This window comes from Blastomonas sp. CCH9-A1 (genome assembly GCF_001557175.1).
Classification (GTDB): Bacteria; Pseudomonadota; Alphaproteobacteria; order Sphingomonadales; family Sphingomonadaceae; genus Blastomonas; species Blastomonas delafieldii_A.
Genome location: NZ_LSHM01000032.1, coordinates 71,766 through 91,623, shown reverse-complemented (window position 1 = coordinate 91,623; position 19,858 = coordinate 71,766). Strand labels below are relative to the sequence as shown.

Here is a 19,858-nt window from a genome sequence, read left to right as displayed (position 1 = left end):
GAGAGAGCGATGCCGAGCGGTTATCGATCGATGGGGGCGGCGTTACTGGCCGCAAGCGCGCTGATGGCGCCGGGAACGGCCATCGCCCAGACAGCGCGCGAGGCGGCGCTGGAAGAACGGCTGGCACGGCTCGAGGCCGAGATGCAGACGCTGCGCGCCGACTTGGTCGCTGCGCGCACGGTGCAGGCGGAAACCGCCGCTGCCGCCAGCCAGGCCGCAAATGCCAGCGAACAGGCGGTGACGCGGGTCGCCGCGCTCGAGGCGAAGCCGACCGCGCCTGCCGAGGGCTTTCGCGTCGGCAGCACCACCTTCAAGCTGGGCGGCTTCGTCAAGGCCGTGGCGAGCGCGACGCGCTATGACGATGGCATGCTCGCCGGTGGATCGCTGGGCAAGGAATTCTACCTGCCGCAGCAGATTCCGGTCGGCGGCACATCGACCCGCGACTTCATGGCCAATGCGCGCCAGACGCGATTGTTCTTCACCAGCTCCACCCCGGTCGCGGGCAAGGAGTTGAAGGCGCATATCGAGTTCGATTTCGCGCTGGCGACCGCGCCGCCGGGGGCGCAGCGCGCAACCAACGCCTATACGCCGACGCTGCGCCGCGCTTTTCTGACCTTCGACAAGTTCCTGATCGGCCAGGAATGGACCACTTTCCAGAACCCCGCGCTGCTCCCTGAAAGCACCGATTTCGTCGGGCCGCTCGAAGGCACGGTGTTCGTCCGCCAGATGATCGTCCAGTACCGCCAGCCGCTGGCCAAAGGGCTCGAACTGCATCTGGCGCTGGAAAATCCGCAGACCGAAACGGTCAACACCACCAATGCCGCGCTGGCCGATAACGATCAGGACCGCGTGCCCGATCTGGTCGCCAAGCTGGTCTACAAGCAGCCGAACCTCGACCTGCACGTCGCAGGGCTGGTGCGTCAGCTGTCGGTGCACGATGGCGGCAATGACGATGATGCGATGGGCTGGGGCATCTCGGCGGGCGGCAAGTTGGCCTTCGGCCCGGACAAGCGCCACGATATCCGCTTCAGCGCGACCTATGGCGACGGCATCGGCCGCTATCTCGGCCTCGGCTATGCGCCCGACGCGCTGTACGACCGGATCGCGCTGGGCAACCGGCTGCTCAAGGTCGAGAATTTTGCGGCTTTCGCATCGCTGAAGCTCGGCTGGACGAGCAATCTGCGCTCGACGATCGCGGCAGGCTATCAACATGCCGACTATCCCGGCGGCGTGATCGTGCCGGGGCTCGCCAATGTTTCCGCGTACAGCGCGGCGGTCAACCTGTTCTGGTCCCCGGTCAAGAATCTCGACATCGGCGTGGAAGTGCGTCACGCCGAGCGGGAAGTAGCCAACGGATTGAAGGGGCAGATGGATCGCGTCGAGATGGCGGCGAAATACACCTTCTAACGACACAAGCAGAGGAGTGGGTACAATGGCTACGGTGTACGAGGATGCTTTACCCAAGCATCACCAAGCGACCCAGGGGGAGAAGATGGTCATCGCCGCTTCCTCGCTGGGCACGGTGTTCGAATGGTATGATTTCTACCTGTACGGGCTGCTGGCGACGTACATTTCCGCCCAGTTCTTCTCGGGCGTGAACGAGACGACCGGCTTCATCTTCGCGCTCGCCGCCTTTGCCGCCGGTTTTGCGGTGCGGCCCTTCGGGGCGCTCGTCTTCGGGCGGATCGGCGATCTGGTCGGGCGCAAGAACACGTTCCTCGTCACCATGGGCATCATGGGGCTTTCGACCTTTGCGGTCGGGCTGCTGCCCAGCTATGCCTCGATCGGGGTGGCAGCCCCGATCATTCTCATCCTGATGCGGCTGGCGCAGGGCCTCGCGCTGGGCGGCGAATATGGTGGGGCTGCCACCTATGTCGCCGAACACGCGCCCGAAGGAAAGCGCGGGCTCTATACCAGCTGGATTCAGACCACCGCGACCTTCGGGCTGTTCGCGGCGCTGCTGGTGGTCATCGGCTTCCGCTTCGCGCTGGGTGAAGAGGCGTTCGCCGCCTGGGGCTGGCGTCTGCCGTTCCTGATCTCGATCGTGCTGCTCGCGGTGTCGATGTGGATCCGGCTGCAGCTCAACGAAAGCCCGGTCTTCCAGAAGATGAAGGAAGAGGGCACGACCTCGAAAGCACCGCTGACCGAGGCATTCGGCCAATGGGGCAACCTGCGCTGGGTGCTGGTCGCGCTGCTGGGTGCGGTCGCAGGCCAGGCGGTGGTCTGGTATGCTGGCCAGTTCTACGCGCTGTTCTTCCTCGAAAAGACGCTGCGGGTCGATGGCGCCACCGCCAATATCCTGATTGCGATCGCCCTTGCGCTTGCCACGCCGTTCTTCGTCTTCTTCGGCTGGCTGTCGGACAAGATCGGCCGCAAGCCGATCATCCTGGGCGGCTGCGCGCTGGCGGCGATGCTCTACTTCCCGCTGTTCGGCGCGCTGACCCAGGCCGCCAACCCCGCGCTCGCCGCGGCCCAGGCGTCGTCCCCGGTCACGATCAGTGCCCATCAGGACGAGTGCTCGTTCCAGTTCGATCCGGTCGGCAAGAACAGCTTCGACACGACGAGCTGCGACATCGCCAAGACCTATCTCGCCAAGGCGGGCATCAGCTATGCCAATGCCGAGGCAGCAGCCGGAACGGTGGCGATGGTGAGGATCGGCGACAAGACCTTCACTGCGCCCGATGCCGGCAAGCTGTCGGGCGAGGACAAGAAGGCGGCGATCAAGAGCTTCCAGGACGAGCTCAAGGCTGGCCTTATCGCGGCGGGCTATCCCGAAAAGGCGGATACGGCGAAGATCAACAAGCTCGCCGTGGTCGCGATCCTCTGGGCGCTGGCGATGCTGGTGACCATGGTCTACGGCCCAATTGCCGCGATGCTGGTCGAGCTGTTCCCCAGCCGCATCCGCTACACCTCGATGTCGCTGCCCTATCATATCGGCAACGGCTGGTTCGGCGGCTTCCTGCCCACCACGGCCTTCGCGATGGTCGCGGCCACCGGCAACATCTATTACGGCCTGTGGTATCCGGTGGTGGTGGCAGCGGCGACGGTGGTGATCGGCCTGATCTTCCTGCCCGAAACCTTCCGCCGCAATATCGACGATTGATATAGCCCTGAAGGGTCGCACCCCGGCAAACCAGCGTGTCAGGTCCGCCTGGCACGCTGGTCTTGCCTTGGCAGGAGAGCCGCATAGCGATGGGGCTGGCATCCGGCCGACCCAGGGGGCGGCCCATCCAGCTTTGGCTTGCGAGCCGATCGCACGGTGTTATGACATTGACATCGTTGAACCAAATGGACGCTGGATGGTCACCCAAGGATCTTCGACAAGGCTGGCCGCGCGGCCCGATCTCGACACCAAGACGCCCCAGCGCCAGCGGGGCAAGGACACGTTCGAGATGATCCTGGCAACGGCGGGCGAGCTCCTGTCCGAAGTCGGGTTCGAAAAGCTGACCACCAATCTGGTGTGCGAACGCGCCGGGATGACGCCGCCCGCGCTCTACCGGTACTTCCCCAACAAATATGCGCTGCTGACCGAGCTCGCCAAGCGGCTGATGGCCGCGCAGGATGCCGTTGTCGACAGGTTCATGCGCAACGATGCCTATGGCTCGCGTTCGCTCGACGAGGTCGTGGCGTGGAACATTGCGCTGCGCAAGGAACTGATCCGGGTCACCCGCGCGCAGCCGGGCGGGCTGTGGATTCTGCGCGCGATCCGCTCGGTGCCGGTGCTGCAGGAAGTCCGTAACGACTCGCGCGACAAGGTGCTCGACCTGCATGTCGGCCATGTCGCGACCATCTATCCCGAAGTGCCGATCGAAACGTTGAAGGCTGCCGTGCGGCTGTCCGAACAGATGACATACACGGCGATCGAAATGCTGCTCGAGGACCCGCTGCTCGACGAGGACAGGATTGTCGAGGAAGTCTCGTGGATGACCGCGATGTATTTCCTCAACCTGGGAAACCGGCCCCGTATCGCACCCATGGTGATCGATCCGTGCGACTGATCGCATGTTCAACTCATTGCTGGCCGTCGCGACCGTTTCTAATCTTCGTCCAATCTCAACGCATCATCGCTGGCCATGCCCGTGACGAGCATCTATGTTCGCAGGTACAGGGCAGGATGGGGCCAATATAGATGCTGAGCAAATTGCGTTCCTGGATAGGGCGCCACAAGATCTGGTCCGCCCTGATCGCGCTTGTCCTTCTCTATCTTGCTTATCTGGCTGTGCGCCCGGTCCAGCATGATTACGAATATCTCGGCGAGACCGTGGCGCGCGGATCGGTCGAGCGAGTGGTCTCGGCCAGCGGCAAGGTGCGCGCGCTCAACACGATCAAGGTCGGCACTGAGGTATCGGGCCAGATCACCAAGGTCTATGTCGATTTCAACTCGCCGGTGACCAAGGGCCAGGTGCTGGCGGAGATCGATCCCACCCGGGTGCGCGCGCGGGTGCAGCAGATCGAGGCGCAGGTGGCGCTGGCCCGCGCCGGATTGCAGCAGACCGCCGCCAATGTGGCGCGCGCCAGGGCCGAGTTGCAGATCCAGGAACGTGATTACGCGCGGCAGAAATCGCTGGCCGAGCGCGGCTTCGTGTCCAAGGCCAATCTCGACGCCGCACAGACCCGGCTCAACAGCGCGCGCAATGCGCTCGAGGTTGCCACCGCGCAGACCGAGAGCGGCGATGCGCAGATCCGTCAGGCCAATGCCGAGCTTTCCTCGGCGCGGCTCGACCTCAACCGCACCGTCATCATCGCGCCTGCAAGCGGCGTCATCATCAACAAGCTGGTCGAGCCGGGGACGACCGTGGCGGCGAGTTTCCAGACGCCGAACCTGTTCGAGATTGCCGCCGACATCACCAAGATGCAGGTCGAGGCTTCGGTCGACGAGGCCGATATCGGCCAGATCCGCGAAGGCCAGGACGTGACCTTCACGGTCGACAGCTATCCCGATGACATTTTCCGCGCTCGCGTCCGCCAGATCCGCAAGGCTCCGGTCGAAACGCAGAATGTGGTGAGCTATCTCGTCATCATCGATGTCGACAATCTCGATGGCAAGCTGCTGCCCGGCATGACCGCGAATGTCGAGATCATCACCGGCGCCAAGGCCAATGTCGTGCGGGTGCCGACCAGCGCGCTGCGCTTCCGACCCAAGGCGGCCGACCGTGAGGCACAGGAAGAGCCGCAGCCCGGCGATCCCGATCGCAAGCAGGCACCGCGGCATTTCGTCTATCTGGCGGGAACGGACCCCTATCGTCCGGTCCGCAAGCAGGTGAAGATCGGGCTCGAGGGCGACGACTATACGGAAATCCTGTCGGGCACCAAGCCGGGCGACAAGGTGCTGGTGCGTACCAAGTCGCTGAAGCCCAGGACCCCGAGCGAAGATGCGGACGAAGATGACAGCGCCGCTTCTTGAGACCCAGGATCTCATCAAGAACTATGTGATCGGCGGTGAGATGGTCCACGCCGTCAACGGCGTGTCGCTGCGCATCGACCAGGGCGAATTCGTCGCGATCATGGGCGCGAGCGGATCGGGCAAGTCGACCTTCATGAACATGATCGGCTGTCTCGACGTGCCGACATCGGGCGTGCTCAGGCTCGACGGCATCGATACGCGCACGCTGAACAGCGATGAGCTCGCCGAGATCCGCAACCGCAAGATCGGCTTCGTCTTCCAGCAGTTCAACCTTCTCGCGCGGACCAGCGCACTGGACAATGTCGCGGTGCCGCTGATCTATGCCGGGGTCGGGCCTGCCGAACGCCGCCAGCGCGCGCAGGCGCGGCTCGAAGCGATGGGGCTGGGCAACCGGCTGCTCAACACCCCCGCCAAGCTTTCGGGCGGGCAGCAGCAGCGCGTGGCGATCGCGCGCGCGCTGGTCACCAACCCGCTGATCCTGCTCGCCGACGAACCGACCGGCGCGCTCGACACGCAGACCTCGCTCGACATCATGGGCATCTTCCAGAAGCTCAATGACGAGGGCATCACCCTGGTCGTGGTGACGCACGAGCCCGATATCGCCGAATATGCCGCGCGGCGGATCGTGTTCCGCGACGGCAAGGTCATCGAGGACGCTGCTGTAACATCGCGCCGCCGGGCCGAGCCGGCATGAGCGGGTTGCTGGGCACGCTGGCGGGTTGGGGCGTCAATGTCGCGATCGCCTTCACGGCGCTGCGCACCAACCTCATGCGCTCGATTCTCACCACTTTGGGCGTGATGATCGGCGTGTTCTCGGTGATCCTGGCGGTCGCCGTCGGCAATGGCGCGCAAGTTTCGGTGACCGAGCAGATCGCGACATTGGGCTCGAACATGGCGATCGTGGTGCCCGAGCCCGAGCGCGCCAATGGTCCGCCGCGTCCCGGCGACCGCGGCCGTCTGACCGAGCGCGACGGGGAGGCGATCGCGCGCCAGGTTCCGGGCGTGGTGGCGGTGGCCCCGCAGATCCGCACCAGCGTGCAGCTGGTCACCGGGGGGCGCAGTGCCTCGACCCAGGCGGTCGGTTCGACCGAGGCCTTTGGCAGCATTTCCAACCTAGGCACGTCGGACGGCCGCTTCATCACAAAGAGCGATGTCGGATCGGCGGCGCGGGTGGTGGTGATTGGCCAGACCGTGGCCGACAAGCTGTTCGTCGATGTCAATCCGATCGGGGAGAAGGTGCGGATCAACCGCGTGCCGTTCACCGTGATCGGCTTGCTCGAAAGCAAGGGCAGCAACCTCGGCAACGACAATGACGACCAGATCGTCGTGCCGATCACCACGTTGCGCCAGCGCCTTTCCACCGCCACCGCGCAGGGGCCTGACGATGTCACCTTGCTGTTCGTCGGCTTCGAGGACGAGGACACGCTGGTCGCCGGCGACCGCGAGATCAAGAGCCTGTTGCGCGCGCGCTATCGCGTCTCCAAGGGCAAGATCACGCCGTTCACGGTGCGCACCACCAAGGAAATCGCGGAGACCTCGGGTCAGGTGACGCAAATCTTCCAGGCGGTGCTGGTGGCGATCGCCTCGATCTCGCTGCTGGTCGGCGGTATCGGCATCATGAACATCATGCTGGTCAGCGTCACCGAACGCACCCGCGAGATCGGGCTGCGCATGGCGCTGGGGGCCAAGCGCAGCGATATCCGCAACCAGTTTCTGGTCGAGGCGGCGGTGCTGTGCATCATCGGCGGCGGCATCGGCCTCCTGCTGGCGATGGTCGCAGCGGCGATCTTCCAGCAGGTGGCGGATTTCCCAGCGCCGATCGGGCTCGATACAGCTCTGCTTGCCATTGCCTTTTCGGGCGTCATCGGGCTGGTGTTCGGCGGCTATCCAGCGATCCGTGCCTCGCGGCTCTCGCCGATCGAGGCGCTGCGCAGCGAATAGCTGGCAGCACCCTCGATCCGTCCCATCCCGATCATTCGAAACCGAGGAAGGTGACCTGCTCGTCGAGTGGCACCCGCTCGCGCTCGAAATTGTTGACCGGCGCCTGCTCGTCGCGCCAGCCGATCGCGATGCCGCAGAACAGCAGGATGTCGTCGCCCAGACCGAGATGGTCTTTGATCGTGCGACCATAGACGCCCATATATTCCTGCGGGCAGCTGTCCAGGCCCTCGTCGCGCAGCAGCAGCATGATCGTCTGCAGCCACATGCCGCAATCGGACCATTGCGGTTCCTTCATCAGCTTGGGGAAATGGCACAGCAGCAGCACCGGCGCGCCGAACGAGACCATGTTCATCTTGACGAAATCGGCACGCTGTTCCGAATTGTCGCGCGCCACGGCCATCGCCCCGTACATCGCCTTGCCCAGGTTCGAGAGCCGCTCCTGATATTTGGGCACCTGGCCGGGGGCAGCGAAATCATATTCCTGCGGATCGTCCGGCTGGCTCGCGAGCAGCCGCTGCTGCAGCGCCGCGAGCGGCGCGCCGGTCAGCACCGTCGCCTCCCAAGGCTGATAGTTGCAACCCGAAGGCGTCATCCGCGCCTGTTCGAGCACCCGCCGCACCGTCTCGAACGGAACCGGCGTGTCCTTGAAAGCCCGGATCGACCGGCGCGTGGCGACTGCTTCGGCTACATTCATCAAACATCCCTCCTGTTTGGCAACAGCAGCCGGACGTTTACCGGCCGCGCGCCTGCCTTGCCAGAGCAGGAGAGCGGCTGCAATCGCGCGTGACTGAAACCGCACGCGCCTTTCCGGCGAACCCGCTCAGTGCCGTAGAAGGAGGCTGATGCGATGCGATCTGGCGGTGCCAGTGTGGATGGACCGTCCAGTGGTGACGATGTCGCGGCGAGCAAGCCAGCATGCTGCTGATCCTCGTCCTGCCATGCGCCTTCCTTGTCGGCATGGCGATCAGCGGCAGCAGCACTTGCGCGGTGACGGCCTCGCGCGAGATCCTGCTGCAGCGGCGCGGCACCATGCTGCTCGGTTTCGTCATCGCGATGGGCGTCGCGGGCACAATGACGCTGCCGCTGCACTGGCTGCTTGGTCCCACAGCCCGTCTCTCGTCCGAAGTGCCGATTTCGGGTACACTGGTGTCCGGCGCCGTGCTGATAGGGCTGGGCGCGGTGATCAACGATGCCTGCCTGCTGGGCACGCTGGCGCGGATTGGCCAGGGCGAGGTCCGCTTCCTGGCCTTGCCCTTCGGTCTGGCGCTGGGCTTTGCCCTGGCCGATCGGCAACCATTGCTGACCGCCGGTCCGGCGCTGGGCAATGTCCATGCGACGCCAATGTGGCCCGGTATCGCGCTTGTCATCGGCTTTGCGCTGCTGGCTGCCTGGGGCTGGCGCGAACGTGGCCGATCCATCGAACCCGGGCGGGCAAGGCCTGCTTGGCCGCGCGCGATGATGCTCGCCATGGGTCTGTGCGGGGCGCTGCTCTTCGCGCTGGAGCCGAACTGGGCCTATTCGGATGCGGTGCGCGCCATCGTGCGGCGCGGGCAGATGGAGATGCACAGCGATGCCCGTGCCTTTGCACCAGCCATCGCGCTGCTGGGCGGCGCGCTGGTCTCGGGCCTCCTTGCGCGCTCGTTCGTGTACACGCCGCCCCGCCCGGCGGATCTCGCCCGGTCACTGGCCGGCGGTGCGGTGATGGCGCTCGGCGCTTCGCTCATCCCCGGGGGCAATGACACGCTGCTGCTCGCGGCGATTCCATCCGGCACGCTGAGCGGACTGGTCGCCTATCTGGTGATGTCGCTAACGGTTCTGGTGGCGCTGCAATCCGCAGCGTGGCTCGGCGCTCGCGCGCACATGAAACTGGCCGCCTGAAGCAGCGATCCTCGACCCCATGGTTCCATCGGGCATGCCGCGCGCCAGGGGAAGAGCCAGGCATGCAGGGTTGCGAGCGCTGGATGCCTGACCCCACGACGATCAGCGTCTCGGCGGGCAGGATGTTGCCGGCTCCATCTATGGGCAAAGTTCCGGTTGGCGGTTCGGCTTGACTCCGAACATGGTGGACGAACATTTTTGTCATGTCTTCAAAGTGTAACAAATATTTAAGCGCTTGTTTACTACGATTCCGATAATTTGTTCGGGTATGATGCAGTCGCCATCCGCCTTTTCTTTCTCCGCCGGGTCATCCGGGGCAGATGCGCGATCGGATAGGATCGGCGACTGGCTGTCGGCGGCAGATCGCGAGCCGCTCCATATCCTGCACGGCGACACGCTGGTCAGCGTGATCGACCGCTTTCAGGCCAATCCAGACTTGCGATTGCTGCCGGTGCTCGACGCAGAGGGTCGACCGTGCGGTGCAATTTTCGAGCGTGATATGCGTCGGCTGCTGCTTAACCCCTATGGCCACGCCCTGCTGCGCAATCCGGCTTATGGGGGCGACCTGAGGTCGCACATTCGCGATTGCCCGAGGGCCGATGTCGCGCAGTCGATCGGTGCGGCCCTGGAGCAATATCGGGTCGGACGAGGAACCGAAGGCATGATGATCCTGCAGGATCACCGATTGTTCGGCGTGCTGACCAACCGCCGACTGGCGCTGCTCGCGGGTGAATGGGAGGGTCATAGAGCCCGCCACAGGGTTGCGCGCGCCGACCAGATCGAGGCTGCCGCAGAGCGTTTCGAGCGCGAAGTTGCGGCTCTGGGCCAGATGATGGACAAGCTGTCGAGCATGCTGGAAAACGACGCTGCCCAGGTGGCGGAGAGGTCGACCCAGGTCAGCACCCGCGCTGCCGCCGTTGCCACTGCGGCCGTGCAGACCAGTACGCATATGGAGGAAATTGCTGGCAGGGGCCGCGAACTCGCAGCTGCGCTTGACTCCATTGCCGCCCGGACGGACGAGGCGCGCGAGGCCGGAATTGATGCGGTCACGCTCGTGACGGCAGGCAGCGCCCGTACTGCCGATCTGCGCGTCTCTGCAGCATCGATCGAATCGGTGATCGACCTGATTGGCGAAATCTCGCGTCAGGTGAACCTGCTGGCACTCAACGCGACGATCGAAGCTGCACGCGCAGGTGACGCTGGGCGTGGCTTTGCCGTAGTCGCCGGTGAAATCAAGCAACTGTCGCATCAGACCGCTATCGCCGCCAATCGCATCCGTGCCTATATCGATGAAATCGGGAATGCGGTCGACGAAGTGTCTTGCGGCCATGCTCGCGTCGAAACCGCGATTGCGCGTATCGCCTTGAACTCGGCCGAAATTCAGGGCGCGGTTGCCCTGCAACGATCGGCGACGCAGCTGATCGCCTTCAATGCCGCGCAGACCCATGACGCTAGCCGGGCGACAGGCGTGGATGCCGATGCGATCAACGGCATTGCCCAGAGCGCCGCGGAAAGGGCGGAAGCTATGCTCGGCATTGCCAAGCGCGTGTTCGACGGGGCCCGCCAGCTGGCCGCCGAAAGCGGCCATTTCGTCGAGCAGATCCGCGCCACCTGAACCTGTATCGCTGCGACGCGCTGTCTCTCCGCAGCAGGGCCGAGCAAGCCAGCGCTGTGCCGACAAATCGCATGGCCAGCCATCGCGCAAAAGGCTTCACATCATTTCAGAACCGTTTCCACCTTAACTTGGCATATTTCGAGCGTTGTCAAGTACGTTCAATCATTAAACTGTATTAAACCCAGCATTTGCTTCATGTCATTCGTTTGACAAATTGTAGGATTTGAAGGAAACTTGTAGAGTTACTCGAATCAACAGTATATTTATCAAAAACATTCGATCCATAGTAGGCAACGTGGCTGACCGTACTGGCGGGAGCAATGGCTGGTGAACAACGATATTGTATATGAGGACACGACGCTTCGGGACGGAGAGCAATCCCCTGGAATTGCATTCGGTCGTGATACCAAGATCGCCATCTTCACGGCTTTGCGTGCGCTGGGCGTGCGCTGGATGGAAGTCGGCATTCCCGCCATGGGGGGCAGCGAGCTTGCCGTCATCCGGGAGTTACTCGAACGCGGCTCCGACCTGATGCTGATCGGCTGGAACCGGGGAAAGCTGGACGATGTGGTGCAGTCGCTGGACCTGGGTTTTCGCGCGATTCACATCGGCCTGCCGGCCTCGGACATGCATTTGAAGCACAGCGTCGGGCGTGACCGCGGCTGGCTGGTCGAGCAGGCCAGGACACTGATCGGCGTCGCGAAGGACCGCGGGGCCTTTGTGTCGATCAGCGCAGAGGATGTCGGGCGGGCCGACCCGTCGTTTCTGATCGACTATGCCGGCGCGGTGAAGGAAGCGGGTGCGGACCGGCTTCGGCTTTCCGACACGATCGGCATCCTTTCGCCAAGCCGGTACGCGGCGGTGGTGGCGAGCATCGCCAAGGCGGTGCCGATCGACCTGCAATGCCACGCCCATAACGATTACGGTCTAGCCACAGCCAACACGCTGGCCGGTCTCGAGGCGGGGGCTCGCTATTTCCATGCCACGGTCAATGCGATCGGCGAACGTGCCGGAATGGCCGACATTGCCCAGGTCGCCCTGTGCCTGCGCGACTTTCACGACGTGGATCTGGGGCTGGACCTCACCCAGCTCAAGGCTCTGAGCGACTTGCTGGCGCAGGCGACTGGCCATGCGCCGCCGCCATGGCATCCGGTTGTCGGGGACAACGTGTTCGCTCATGAATCCGGAATTCACGTCAAGGGCGTGGTCCGCAACGCGAATACCTTCGAGCCATTCGACCCGGCCGAGGTCGGCGGCACCAGAAAGATCGTCATCGGCAAGCATTCGGGGACCGAAGCGATTCGATATGTGCTGGGCGAGCAGGGGATCGAGGCCGATGCGGGCGAACTCCGCCAGTGCCTCGGCGCGGTTCGTGAATTCGCGATGGAGAAGGAGCGGGCGCTGTCAGCTGGAGAGTTGGTCGCCATTCATCGCAGGATTGCGAGCGAGGCCGCGGTGGCATGACGCTGGTGCAGCAGATCATTGCGCATCACGCCCAGCTGCCAGGGGCCGAAGTCGGCAGCATCGTCGAGGTCGAGGTCGACTGGATCTATGCGCAGGACGGCAATGTGCCCACCATCGCCCGCCTGTTCGAACTGCACGGCCTGAATGTCGGCGATGCATCGCGGATCCGGTTCGTCTGCGACCATTCGGTACTCGCGCCCGACCGTCTCATGGCCTCCAGGGTCAAGGATGCCGAGCGCTTCGCCGCGCAACAGGGCATCGAGATGGTGCCGGTCGGCTCGGGAATCAGCCATCTGCTTGCCGCTGAGCAGCAATGGTTCAGACCGGGGCGACTGGTTCTGGGCGCAGACTCGCATACCTGTACCGGCGGAGCCTTTCAGTCGCTGGCGCTGGGGATGGGCGCGACCGATATCGCGTGCGCGATGGCAGAAGGCAGGACCTGGCTGCGGGTGCCCGAAACCGTTCGGATCGAATTGCGCGGTCGCCCTTCGCGCCATGCAACGCCAAAGGACGTCATGCTGCATATGCTGGCGACGAACACGCCCGAGGCATTCCTGTATCGCTCGATCGAATGGTGCGGCGAATGGATCGAGTCGCTCGACGCCGAAGGCGCGGCCACGGTGGCCAACATGTCCGTCGAACTGGGTGCGAAATGCTGTTTCGTCTCGGCCTGGCTGGGCTGCCCGGCCGGAATGATGCGGATCGACCCCGATGCCGAGGACGGCGCCCGGAAGATGGTCATCCAGCTCGACGGGCTCGAGCCCCAGTTTGCAGACGGGCATGCAATCTCGACCGGACGATCGATAGACGAGGCCGACCGCGAGCCTGTCGACTGTGTCTTCGTTGGCAGCTGCGCCAATTCCAGGCTGGAAGACATAGGCACGGTCGCTCGCCTGCTGCGCGGTCGCAGCATAGCACCGGGCTTGCGGCTGGTGGTGACGCCGGGCACGCGCAACATCCATCTTCAGGCGCTGCAACACGGCTATGTCGAAACGCTGATAGCCGCCGGTGCGCTGGTAACCCCTGCGGGCTGCGGGCCCTGCGTCGGAACGCAGGGGCATGTGCCAGCAGATGGGGATCTGGTGGTCTCGACGATGAATCGGAACTTCCTGGGTCGCATGGGCAATCCGCATGCCCGGATCGTGCTGGTGTCTCCCCTGGTTGCTGCGGCAACGGCGCTGCTGGGGCATATCCCCTCGCTCGCCGAACTCGAAGGTCTAACACTGACAGACGATGTCTCACTGGATCATGACCGTGCCGACCAACCGGAGCACGCCTCATGATGCAATTGCGGGCAAGACGGATTTCGGGCGCCGTGTCGACGGACGATATTCTTCCGGCGCGCTACAAGCACGCCTCCACCAATCCGGATGAACTCGCAAAACACGTCTTCGAATATTTCCTGCCACCGGGTTTTGCGCCCTTCGCCCCTGGCGACTGCATCATTGCCGATTCTGTCTTCGGCATCGGAAGTTCGCGCGAACAGGCGGTCAGCGCGCTGATGGCCGCAGGTGTCGGTGCCCTGATCGGCCCGGCATTCGGGCGGATATTCTATCGCAACTGCTGGAACCTGGCGCTTCCGGCGATCGAGGCCGACCTGGGCGATTGTCGCGAGGGCGATCCTGTCCAGATCGACCTCGCCGCAGGACAGATCGTCTGCAAGGGCGCAACCGTCGCGTTTGCGCCTCCTCCGCCCTTGCTTCTCGACGTCTACCGGGCCGGAGGCCTGCTGCGCCATGTCGCGGCGAAAAAGCTCTCTCGCCAAAGCCTTCCAAGTCAGGGAGAAGGATCGTGAATGGCATGCTCTGCAATGGTAACGCTGTTCCGGATGCTGGCGCGGCGTTGAAGCGGCTACTTGCCCGGGATCGGCTGGCATTTGCAATGGAGGCCCATAATCCGCTGGCGGCCAGAATTGTCGGCAATGCCGGGTTCGATGTCGTCTGGGCCTCGGGCTTCTCGATATCGACGGCGCTGGGCAAGCGCGATCGCAACGAAGTCTCCTCGACGCAGCTCATCGATGTGCTCCAGGGAATGCGCGAGGTCACCGACACGCCGATCCTGGTCGATGCCGATACGGGATTTGGCGATTTCAACAATTTTCGCCTGCTTGTCCGCCGGCTGAGTGCGATGGGCGTCGGCGGTGCATGTATCGAGGACAAGACCTTTCCGAAGCTGAACTCCTTCGTGAACGGTCGGCAGGTCCTGATCGATGCCGAGGAATTCTGCGGCAAGATCCGGGCTGCAAAGGACAGCCAGCTGGCGAACGAATTCTGCATTGTCGCGCGGACCGAAGCGCTTGTCGTCGGTGCCGGCATGCACGAGGCGCTGGAGCGGGCGGAACGCTACCGGCTCGCCGGGGCCGATGCGATCCTGATCCATTCGAAAGAGAAGACGGCCGATCAGGTGCTTGAATTTGCGCTGCACTGGGCTGGGCGCACCCCGCTCATCGCTGTCCCGACGACCTATAGCGAAACGCCCTGCGAGCTCTTCGAAGCGTCCGGCTTCGGCCTTGTCATCTGGGCCAATCACATGATCAGGGCCAGCGTCGCTGCCATGTCCGAAGTGTGCAACCAGGTCTCTTCGCAACGGTCTGTGCAGGGCATCTCCAACAAGATCGTGGCGATGGAAGAGGTGTTCGACCTGTTCGACTATGCAGAGGTGACGGCGGCGGAGCGGCGCTACTGTCCCGACCGGGCAGCCGGGGCATGATCCGCGACGAAATGGCCCTGCTTGCCCACGGCAGCGCAGCGGACCCGGGCCGAGGCGACAGCGTGCATTTTGCGATCCTCGATATCCCGATCCGCCTTGATGTGGAGGAACCGGAATTTGCCAGCATCACGCACGCCTTCATGGGGGCCTATGCGCCTGGCGAGGCAGCGGCGATGGTTGCGGGCGAGGGCCTTGCCTTTCATGTCCGCCGGGTTGCGACGCTTCCGGCATCACCAACCGAGAAGGTCGCCGTGCACCGCACCAGACATCCTTATTGGAATTTCGGCGGGCTGACCGATGCGGCGCGCGTGATGCATGTCTGGCCGACCCGCGGCCTCTCGATCGAACGGATGGGCCCCCGCAGCTGGCGCATCGGCGTGCGACAGGATGTGAATGCGCGATTTGCCGCCGAGGGCATATTCCACGCCATTCGCAGCCTGGCGCTCTATCATCGCCCGCCCGGCAACATGCTGCATGGTAGCGCGGTGGCTTGCGGCGATCGCCTGATCGCCTTTGTCGGCCCTTCGATGGCGGGCAAGACGACGCTGATGACGCGAATGCTGGCGAACACAGGCTGCCATCCCTTTGCCAATGATCGCTTCCTGGTCCTGCCGGATGCATCGCTGGAAACGCTTTCCTGGCCTTCCTATGCGAGCTTCTGCGAGGGCCACCTGCTGGGCGATGCGTCGCTGGCGGCCGCCGCGCGCCGCTATGAAGCGGAGGATTGTACCTATCGTACGCGGCGCTGGGGGATTGAGCTCAGCGGTCGGTTCGACAAGGCCGGAAAGCGAACCTACCCCATGCGCTGGCTGCGAGAGGTCTATGGACGCCCGTATCGCAACGCGGGGCAGCTGGGGGCTATCGTGTTGTGCCAGGTTTCACCCGATATCGAGCGGACTGTCTTTCGCGAACTGGACCTTGACGGCGCAGACCGGGAACAGGCTCTGAGCTGCCTGCGCGCATCGGCATTCGACGATCATGAACCGTCGTTCCTGTCCTGGCACGGCCTTCCGACCCCTCGAAATGCTCCCGAGCTCGGCCATCTCCTCGACAGGTTGAGCGCCGCCGGCGGGAAGGTGATCTCGCTGGCCGTGCCGGTAAATCAACTGGACGATGCGACGCGCCTGCTTGGCAAGGCGCTCGCCCTCATGCCGGACCGACAAAATGGATAAGGAAAGACTTGAGGCCTTTGACGAGATTGCCGGCGGCTATCGGCAGTTTCGGCCGAGCTACCCTGCGTCCCTGTTCGATGAACTGGCGCGCTATGTCTCGCCGATCGAACCTGAGGGCGATGGCCCTCTGCTGGCGCTGGATGTTGGCGCTGGTACCGGCATCGCCACGCAGCAGCTGGCGCATGTCCTCGATCAGCGCTGGCGCATTCTGGGGGTGGAGCCGGGATCCGGCATGCTCGAACAGGCGCAGGCCCTGGACGATCCGCGCATCGCATTCGTCCGTGGCCAAGCCGAGCACCTGCCAGTCAATGATGGCGCGGCGGCACTCATTATGGCGGCACAGGCGGCGCAGTGGTTTGACCGACCGGCATTCTATGCCGAGGCAAGGCGCGTGCTTCAGCCTCGTGGGGCGATCGCCCTGATCCAGAACAACCGCAACTGGCAGACATCGGAATTCCTCAGCGCCTATGAAGCGCTGCTGGAAGGCAGCAGCCCTGGCTATAGCCGCAACTATCGCGCGTTCGATTATCGCCAGGAGCTTGAGGACCAGGGTTTCACGCGCATCCGCGTCCACCATGCCGAGTGGATCCGGGAGATGACGGGCGAAGCCTTTCTCGGGATGGCGCATTCGTCGAGCAAGGTCGCCGCGGCGGTCAGGGCCAGGGGACGTGCGCTGGTCGATCAGGCGATCTGGGATCTGCTCGCCACGTTCGGCCGCGACGGCACGATCGAGATCCCGTATGTCACCGAACTGTTTCTGGGCGAAGTCCCCGCAACCAGAGCGCATGCGGGCTGACACGGCCCGGTTCGATCGAAGCGAAACCGGCCGGTCGCTACTCCACTGAAGCGCGTGCCCGGGGATGCCGGGGGCGGTCCAGGCCCAGCTTGTCGCGCAGCGTGCCGGCGCGGTACGCCTGCTTGAACCAGCCAGCGCGTTGCAGCAGGGGTATCACCCCTTGCGAGAAATCATGGAGGAAATCGGGCATCTGTGGCGGCATGATGTTGAATCCGTCGGCGGCGCCCGTCGCCACCCATTCGACCAGTTCGTCCGCGATGTCCTGGTACGACCCGATCGCCATGAAATGGCCCCGCGCGACGACCAGCCGTTCGTACAGGCTGCGAATGGTGGCGCCTCGCTGTGCGGCGAGCTTTTCGATCATCGCCCGGCGGCTCTGGTTCCCATTCGACGGGGGCAGTGGGGGCAACGGGCCGTCGATGTCATGGGGCGAGAGGTCGAATCCTCCCAGCAGGTCGGACAGCATCGACAGGGCGAGGCCCGGCGCCACCTTGTCCTGCAGGTCCTGCAGCTTGCGTCGGCCATGGTCTGCGGTTGGGCCACAATAGGGGCTGCATCCGGGCAGGATCTTCAGCTGATCCGGATCGCGGCCATGGCGCGCGGCCCGTGCCTTGACATCGCGATAGAATTCGCGGGCATCCTCGATGCTGCCCGAAGCGGTGAACACGAGCTCGGCATGCCGTGCGGCAAAGTCGCGCCCCGTCGCGGATGCTCCCGCCTGGACGATGACAGGCCGCCCCTGCACCGGACGCGCGATGTTGAGCAAGCCACCTGCAATGCGGAAATGCTGCCCATCGAAATGAACGGGGTGGCGCTTGGCCGGATCGTAGAAAAGGCCGCTCGCCTTGTCCCGTGGGAAGGCGTCATCTTCCCAGCTGTCCCAGAAGCGGCAGGTCAGATCGAAAAACTCCTCGGCACGATCGTATCGGGCCTCGTGCTCGGCATGCGGGGCGTGGCCGAAATTGAGTGCCGCACCCGCCTTGGACGAGGTCACCAGGTTCCAGCCCGCGCGCCCCCCCGAAATCCAATCGAGCGAAGCATATTCGCGCGCGAGGTTGAACGGTTCCTTGTAGGACGTCGACGAGGTCGCGATCAGCCCGATATGGCGGGTTTGGACTGCCATGGCGGCGAGAAATGTCAGCGGCTCGAAGACAACAACCCTGCTGCCATAACCCAGATGGTCGTCCGCAAACACCGAGGGGGTGTCGCTCAGGAAGATGAAGTCGAAGAGATTGTCTTCGGCGTGTTGCACCAGACTTGTATAATGTTCGATGTTCTGCGCCCCATCGGCGCGGCTGCTGTCCATGCGCCAGGCGGCCGGGTGATGCCCCGTCCCATAGGAAATATAGGCTCCGAGGATCATCTCGCGTGGTTGATGAACGGACACGGCACGCCCTTTCTGGGTTCATGAAAACGAGCCGGATGCGCTGTGGCCCATGGCTGCAGCGGCTCCGGTTTGCCGGTCGGGTTGGAGCCGATGGTCGGCTTTGAGGGCAGCCGCGAGCCGCTCTGCCGCAGCGCGGGCCATATCAAGCGCCGACAGATACTCACGTTCGGCCTTGGCCAGATCGCTCTGGCAGTGGCTGCAGACCTTCTCTTCGGGCCATACGAACTGCCGGCACGACCGGCACAATAGCAGCGTGGCGGCGACCCTTCCGGCGGTCACGACAGCACCGCCTGGTCGGATAGCGGCCTATCCTCCACCACCAGCGCATGGCGCCCATAGTCAAAGGCATGGCCCGGCGCATCGGCCACCTTGACCAGCCTTTCGCGCTTGCCGCGGCGCGCGAACTCGAGCGCGCGGTAATGGCACATCGGATTGTTGCCCGGCCGCCCCATCAGCGAATGCGCTGTCCATGTGCATCCGGCCATGCAGATTTCGGCATAATAGCATTGCGCGCAATAGCCCCACAGGTCGCTCTTCGTCGCGCGATGGGTGAAGGCCAGTCGCTCGGCGCGGTCCCAGATCACCCGCAACGGTTCGTCGCGCACATTCCCGCCGACATAGTCGCGCGACAGCCCCGGACAGCCCTTTATATTGCCGTCCGCCTCGATGCCCAGGACATTGTCGCCAGCGCTGCAGCCGGTCCAGTGCGCCGCGATATCGCCGATCAGGCGCAGCTTTTCCTCATAGGGGCCGAAATAGCCGATATTGTTCGATGGCTGCAGCACGATGCCGTTTTCGGCAGCACGGTCATGAAGGCTGGCAAGCAGGGGAAACAATGCGAGCAGGTCATAAGGCTGCAGCAGCAGGTCGTCATTGTCGGCGGCGTTGCCCATCGCGACGGTCAGCGCCAGCTGCCAGTTCGAGACCTTCGCTGCGATCAGGACATCGAGCAGCTCGGGAAGCTGCTGCATCGTGTGACGGTTGATCTGCGTGTTCACGCTCGCCATGATGGGCCGGTTCGCCACAAGGTGCAGCAGCGCCAGCGCCGCTTCGAAGCTGCCCGGCACCCCGCGCTGCAGGTCGTGGGTCTGGCCGACGCCGTCGAGCGACACCCCGATGCTCATGACGCCGGCCGCGATGGCAGCATCGAGCGTGGCCGGAGTGAAGAACCGCCCGCCGGTCTGGACCGAGCAATCCATGCCCGCTTGGCGAATGCGCCGAACAATCTCCAGCCAGTCGCGCCGCAGATAGACTTCGCCGCCGATCAGGCCGATGTCCCGCGCTCCGAGTTCGGCAAGCTGATCGACAAGATCGAGGCATTCGACGCTGGACAGTTCCTCACGCGCGCGCCGTCCGGCCCGCGAGCCGCAATGACAGCAGGACAGGTCGCAGGCTCGGGTCAGTTCCCAGACGACGCTGACGGGTACGCGCCTGCGCTGATCCGCCGAACCGAAGAAGCGCGCATGCGGCAGCTCCGCCTGCGGGACCATTG

At 64.1% G+C, this 19,858-nt stretch carries 18 protein-coding genes; 14 read left to right on the top strand and 4 right to left on the bottom strand.

Translation table 11 applies throughout. The features are described from left to right. Positions 1-9: 9 nt before the first annotated feature. From AX725_RS10170 to AX725_RS10145, 6 genes are all read left to right on the top strand, one after another. Positions 10-1,407, top strand: coding sequence for a DcaP family trimeric outer membrane transporter (locus AX725_RS10170; protein WP_067512259.1), 1,398 nt, complete (start codon positions 10-12; stop codon positions 1,405-1,407). 25 nt (positions 1,408-1,432) lie between these two features. Further along, on the top strand, positions 1,433-3,103 hold the full coding sequence (locus tag AX725_RS10165) for an MFS transporter (RefSeq protein ID WP_060979397.1): 1,671 nt from the start codon (positions 1,433-1,435) through the stop codon (positions 3,101-3,103). A 196-nt stretch (positions 3,104-3,299) separates the two neighbouring features. Continuing rightward, positions 3,300-3,998: a TetR/AcrR family transcriptional regulator gene (locus AX725_RS10160; RefSeq protein WP_067512261.1), complete on the top strand. Its 699-nt coding sequence runs from the start codon at positions 3,300-3,302 to the stop codon at positions 3,996-3,998. A 131-nt stretch (positions 3,999-4,129) separates the two neighbouring features. After that, complete coding sequence (locus AX725_RS10155) at positions 4,130-5,404, top strand: efflux RND transporter periplasmic adaptor subunit (protein ID WP_060979396.1); 1,275 nt, start codon at positions 4,130-4,132, stop codon at positions 5,402-5,404. Next, on the top strand, positions 5,385-6,098 hold the full coding sequence (locus AX725_RS10150) for an ABC transporter ATP-binding protein (protein WP_060979409.1): 714 nt from the start codon (positions 5,385-5,387) through the stop codon (positions 6,096-6,098). The genes AX725_RS10155 and AX725_RS10150 overlap by 20 nt, the downstream gene beginning before the upstream one ends. Further along, entirely contained in the window at positions 6,095-7,345 is a 1,251-nt protein-coding gene (locus AX725_RS10145; RefSeq protein ID WP_060979395.1) for an ABC transporter permease, read from the top strand. Before AX725_RS10150 ends, AX725_RS10145 begins: the two co-directional genes overlap by 4 nt. 31 nt (positions 7,346-7,376) lie before the next feature. On the opposite strand, the gene AX725_RS10140 is transcribed toward AX725_RS10145, so the two are convergent. Next, on the bottom strand, positions 7,377-8,039 hold the full coding sequence (locus AX725_RS10140; protein WP_060979394.1) for a nitroreductase: 663 nt from the start codon (positions 8,037-8,039) through the stop codon (positions 7,377-7,379). A gap of 221 nt (positions 8,040-8,260) precedes the next feature. Here AX725_RS10140 and AX725_RS10135 point away from each other — a divergent pair, with 221 nt between their 5' ends. From AX725_RS10135 to AX725_RS10100, 8 genes are all read left to right on the top strand, one after another. Next, a complete protein-coding gene (locus AX725_RS10135; protein ID WP_060979393.1) occupies positions 8,261-9,223 on the top strand; it encodes a YeeE/YedE thiosulfate transporter family protein in 963 nt (320 codons plus the stop codon). A 271-nt stretch (positions 9,224-9,494) separates the two neighbouring features. Then, positions 9,495-10,838 carry a methyl-accepting chemotaxis protein gene (locus AX725_RS10130; RefSeq protein ID WP_202185044.1) on the top strand — a complete coding sequence of 448 codons (1,344 nt, stop codon included), beginning with the start codon at positions 9,495-9,497 and terminating at the stop codon, positions 10,836-10,838. 327 nt (positions 10,839-11,165) lie between these two features. Continuing rightward, on the top strand, positions 11,166-12,302 hold the full coding sequence (locus tag AX725_RS10125; protein WP_067512263.1) for a hydroxymethylglutaryl-CoA lyase-like TIM-barrel protein: 1,137 nt from the start codon (positions 11,166-11,168) through the stop codon (positions 12,300-12,302). Beyond that, complete coding sequence (locus AX725_RS10120) at positions 12,299-13,585, top strand: 3-isopropylmalate dehydratase large subunit (protein ID WP_067512265.1); 1,287 nt, start codon at positions 12,299-12,301, stop codon at positions 13,583-13,585. Before AX725_RS10125 ends, AX725_RS10120 begins: the two co-directional genes overlap by 4 nt. Next, complete coding sequence (locus tag AX725_RS10115; protein ID WP_067512267.1) at positions 13,582-14,097, top strand: LeuD/DmdB family oxidoreductase small subunit; 516 nt, start codon at positions 13,582-13,584, stop codon at positions 14,095-14,097. Before AX725_RS10120 ends, AX725_RS10115 begins: the two co-directional genes overlap by 4 nt. Before the next feature lie 5 nt (positions 14,098-14,102). Beyond that, positions 14,103-15,011: a phosphoenolpyruvate mutase gene (gene aepX, locus AX725_RS10110; protein WP_067512271.1), complete on the top strand. Its 909-nt coding sequence runs from the start codon at positions 14,103-14,105 to the stop codon at positions 15,009-15,011. Further along, positions 15,008-16,183 carry a hypothetical protein gene (locus tag AX725_RS10105; RefSeq protein ID WP_060979389.1) on the top strand — a complete coding sequence of 392 codons (1,176 nt, stop codon included), beginning with the start codon at positions 15,008-15,010 and terminating at the stop codon, positions 16,181-16,183. Before aepX ends, AX725_RS10105 begins: the two co-directional genes overlap by 4 nt. Continuing rightward, positions 16,176-16,979 carry a class I SAM-dependent methyltransferase gene (locus AX725_RS10100; protein WP_060979388.1) on the top strand — a complete coding sequence of 268 codons (804 nt, stop codon included), beginning with the start codon at positions 16,176-16,178 and terminating at the stop codon, positions 16,977-16,979. Before AX725_RS10105 ends, AX725_RS10100 begins: the two co-directional genes overlap by 8 nt. A gap of 37 nt (positions 16,980-17,016) precedes the next feature. On the opposite strand, the gene AX725_RS10095 is transcribed toward AX725_RS10100, so the two are convergent. The 3 genes from AX725_RS10095 to AX725_RS10090 are packed head-to-tail and all read right to left on the bottom strand — an operon-like array spanning position 17,017 to position 19,856. Continuing rightward, entirely contained in the window at positions 17,017-18,366 is a 1,350-nt protein-coding gene (locus AX725_RS10095) for an LLM class flavin-dependent oxidoreductase (RefSeq protein ID WP_196490395.1), read from the bottom strand. 18 nt (positions 18,367-18,384) lie between these two features. Then, positions 18,385-18,645, bottom strand: a complete 261-nt coding sequence (locus AX725_RS20920) for a hypothetical protein (protein WP_066117597.1) — start codon at positions 18,643-18,645, stop codon at positions 18,385-18,387. Then, positions 18,642-19,856, bottom strand: a complete 1,215-nt coding sequence (locus AX725_RS10090) for a radical SAM/SPASM domain-containing protein (protein ID WP_060978522.1) — start codon at positions 19,854-19,856, stop codon at positions 18,642-18,644. The genes AX725_RS20920 and AX725_RS10090 overlap by 4 nt, the downstream gene beginning before the upstream one ends. Between the last annotated feature and the right edge of the window lie 2 nt (positions 19,857-19,858).

Bases quoted from the DNA above. Each gene is read 5' to 3' on its own strand.
- AX725_RS10170 (WP_067512259.1), top strand. From the start codon at position 10: ATGCCGAGCGGTTATCGATCGATGGGGGCGGCGTTACTGGCCGCAAGC.
- AX725_RS10165 (WP_060979397.1), top strand. From the start codon at position 1,433: ATGGCTACGGTGTACGAGGATGCTTTACCCAAGCATCACCAAGCGACC.
- AX725_RS10160 (WP_067512261.1), top strand. From the start codon at position 3,300: ATGGTCACCCAAGGATCTTCGACAAGGCTGGCCGCGCGGCCCGATCTC.
- AX725_RS10155 (WP_060979396.1), top strand. From the start codon at position 4,130: ATGCTGAGCAAATTGCGTTCCTGGATAGGGCGCCACAAGATCTGGTCC.
- AX725_RS10150 (WP_060979409.1), top strand. From the start codon at position 5,385: ATGACAGCGCCGCTTCTTGAGACCCAGGATCTCATCAAGAACTATGTG.
- AX725_RS10145 (WP_060979395.1), top strand. From the start codon at position 6,095: ATGAGCGGGTTGCTGGGCACGCTGGCGGGTTGGGGCGTCAATGTCGCG.
- AX725_RS10140 (WP_060979394.1), bottom strand. From the start codon at position 8,039: ATGAATGTAGCCGAAGCAGTCGCCACGCGCCGGTCGATCCGGGCTTTC.
- AX725_RS10135 (WP_060979393.1), top strand. From the start codon at position 8,261: ATGCTGCTGATCCTCGTCCTGCCATGCGCCTTCCTTGTCGGCATGGCG.
- AX725_RS10130 (WP_202185044.1), top strand. From the start codon at position 9,495: ATGCAGTCGCCATCCGCCTTTTCTTTCTCCGCCGGGTCATCCGGGGCA.
- AX725_RS10120 (WP_067512265.1), top strand. From the start codon at position 12,299: ATGACGCTGGTGCAGCAGATCATTGCGCATCACGCCCAGCTGCCAGGG.
- AX725_RS10115 (WP_067512267.1), top strand. From the start codon at position 13,582: ATGATGCAATTGCGGGCAAGACGGATTTCGGGCGCCGTGTCGACGGAC.
- aepX (WP_067512271.1), top strand. From the start codon at position 14,103: ATGCTCTGCAATGGTAACGCTGTTCCGGATGCTGGCGCGGCGTTGAAG.
- AX725_RS10105 (WP_060979389.1), top strand. From the start codon at position 15,008: ATGATCCGCGACGAAATGGCCCTGCTTGCCCACGGCAGCGCAGCGGAC.
- AX725_RS10100 (WP_060979388.1), top strand. From the start codon at position 16,176: ATGGATAAGGAAAGACTTGAGGCCTTTGACGAGATTGCCGGCGGCTAT.
- AX725_RS10090 (WP_060978522.1), bottom strand. From the start codon at position 19,856: ATGGTCCCGCAGGCGGAGCTGCCGCATGCGCGCTTCTTCGGTTCGGCG.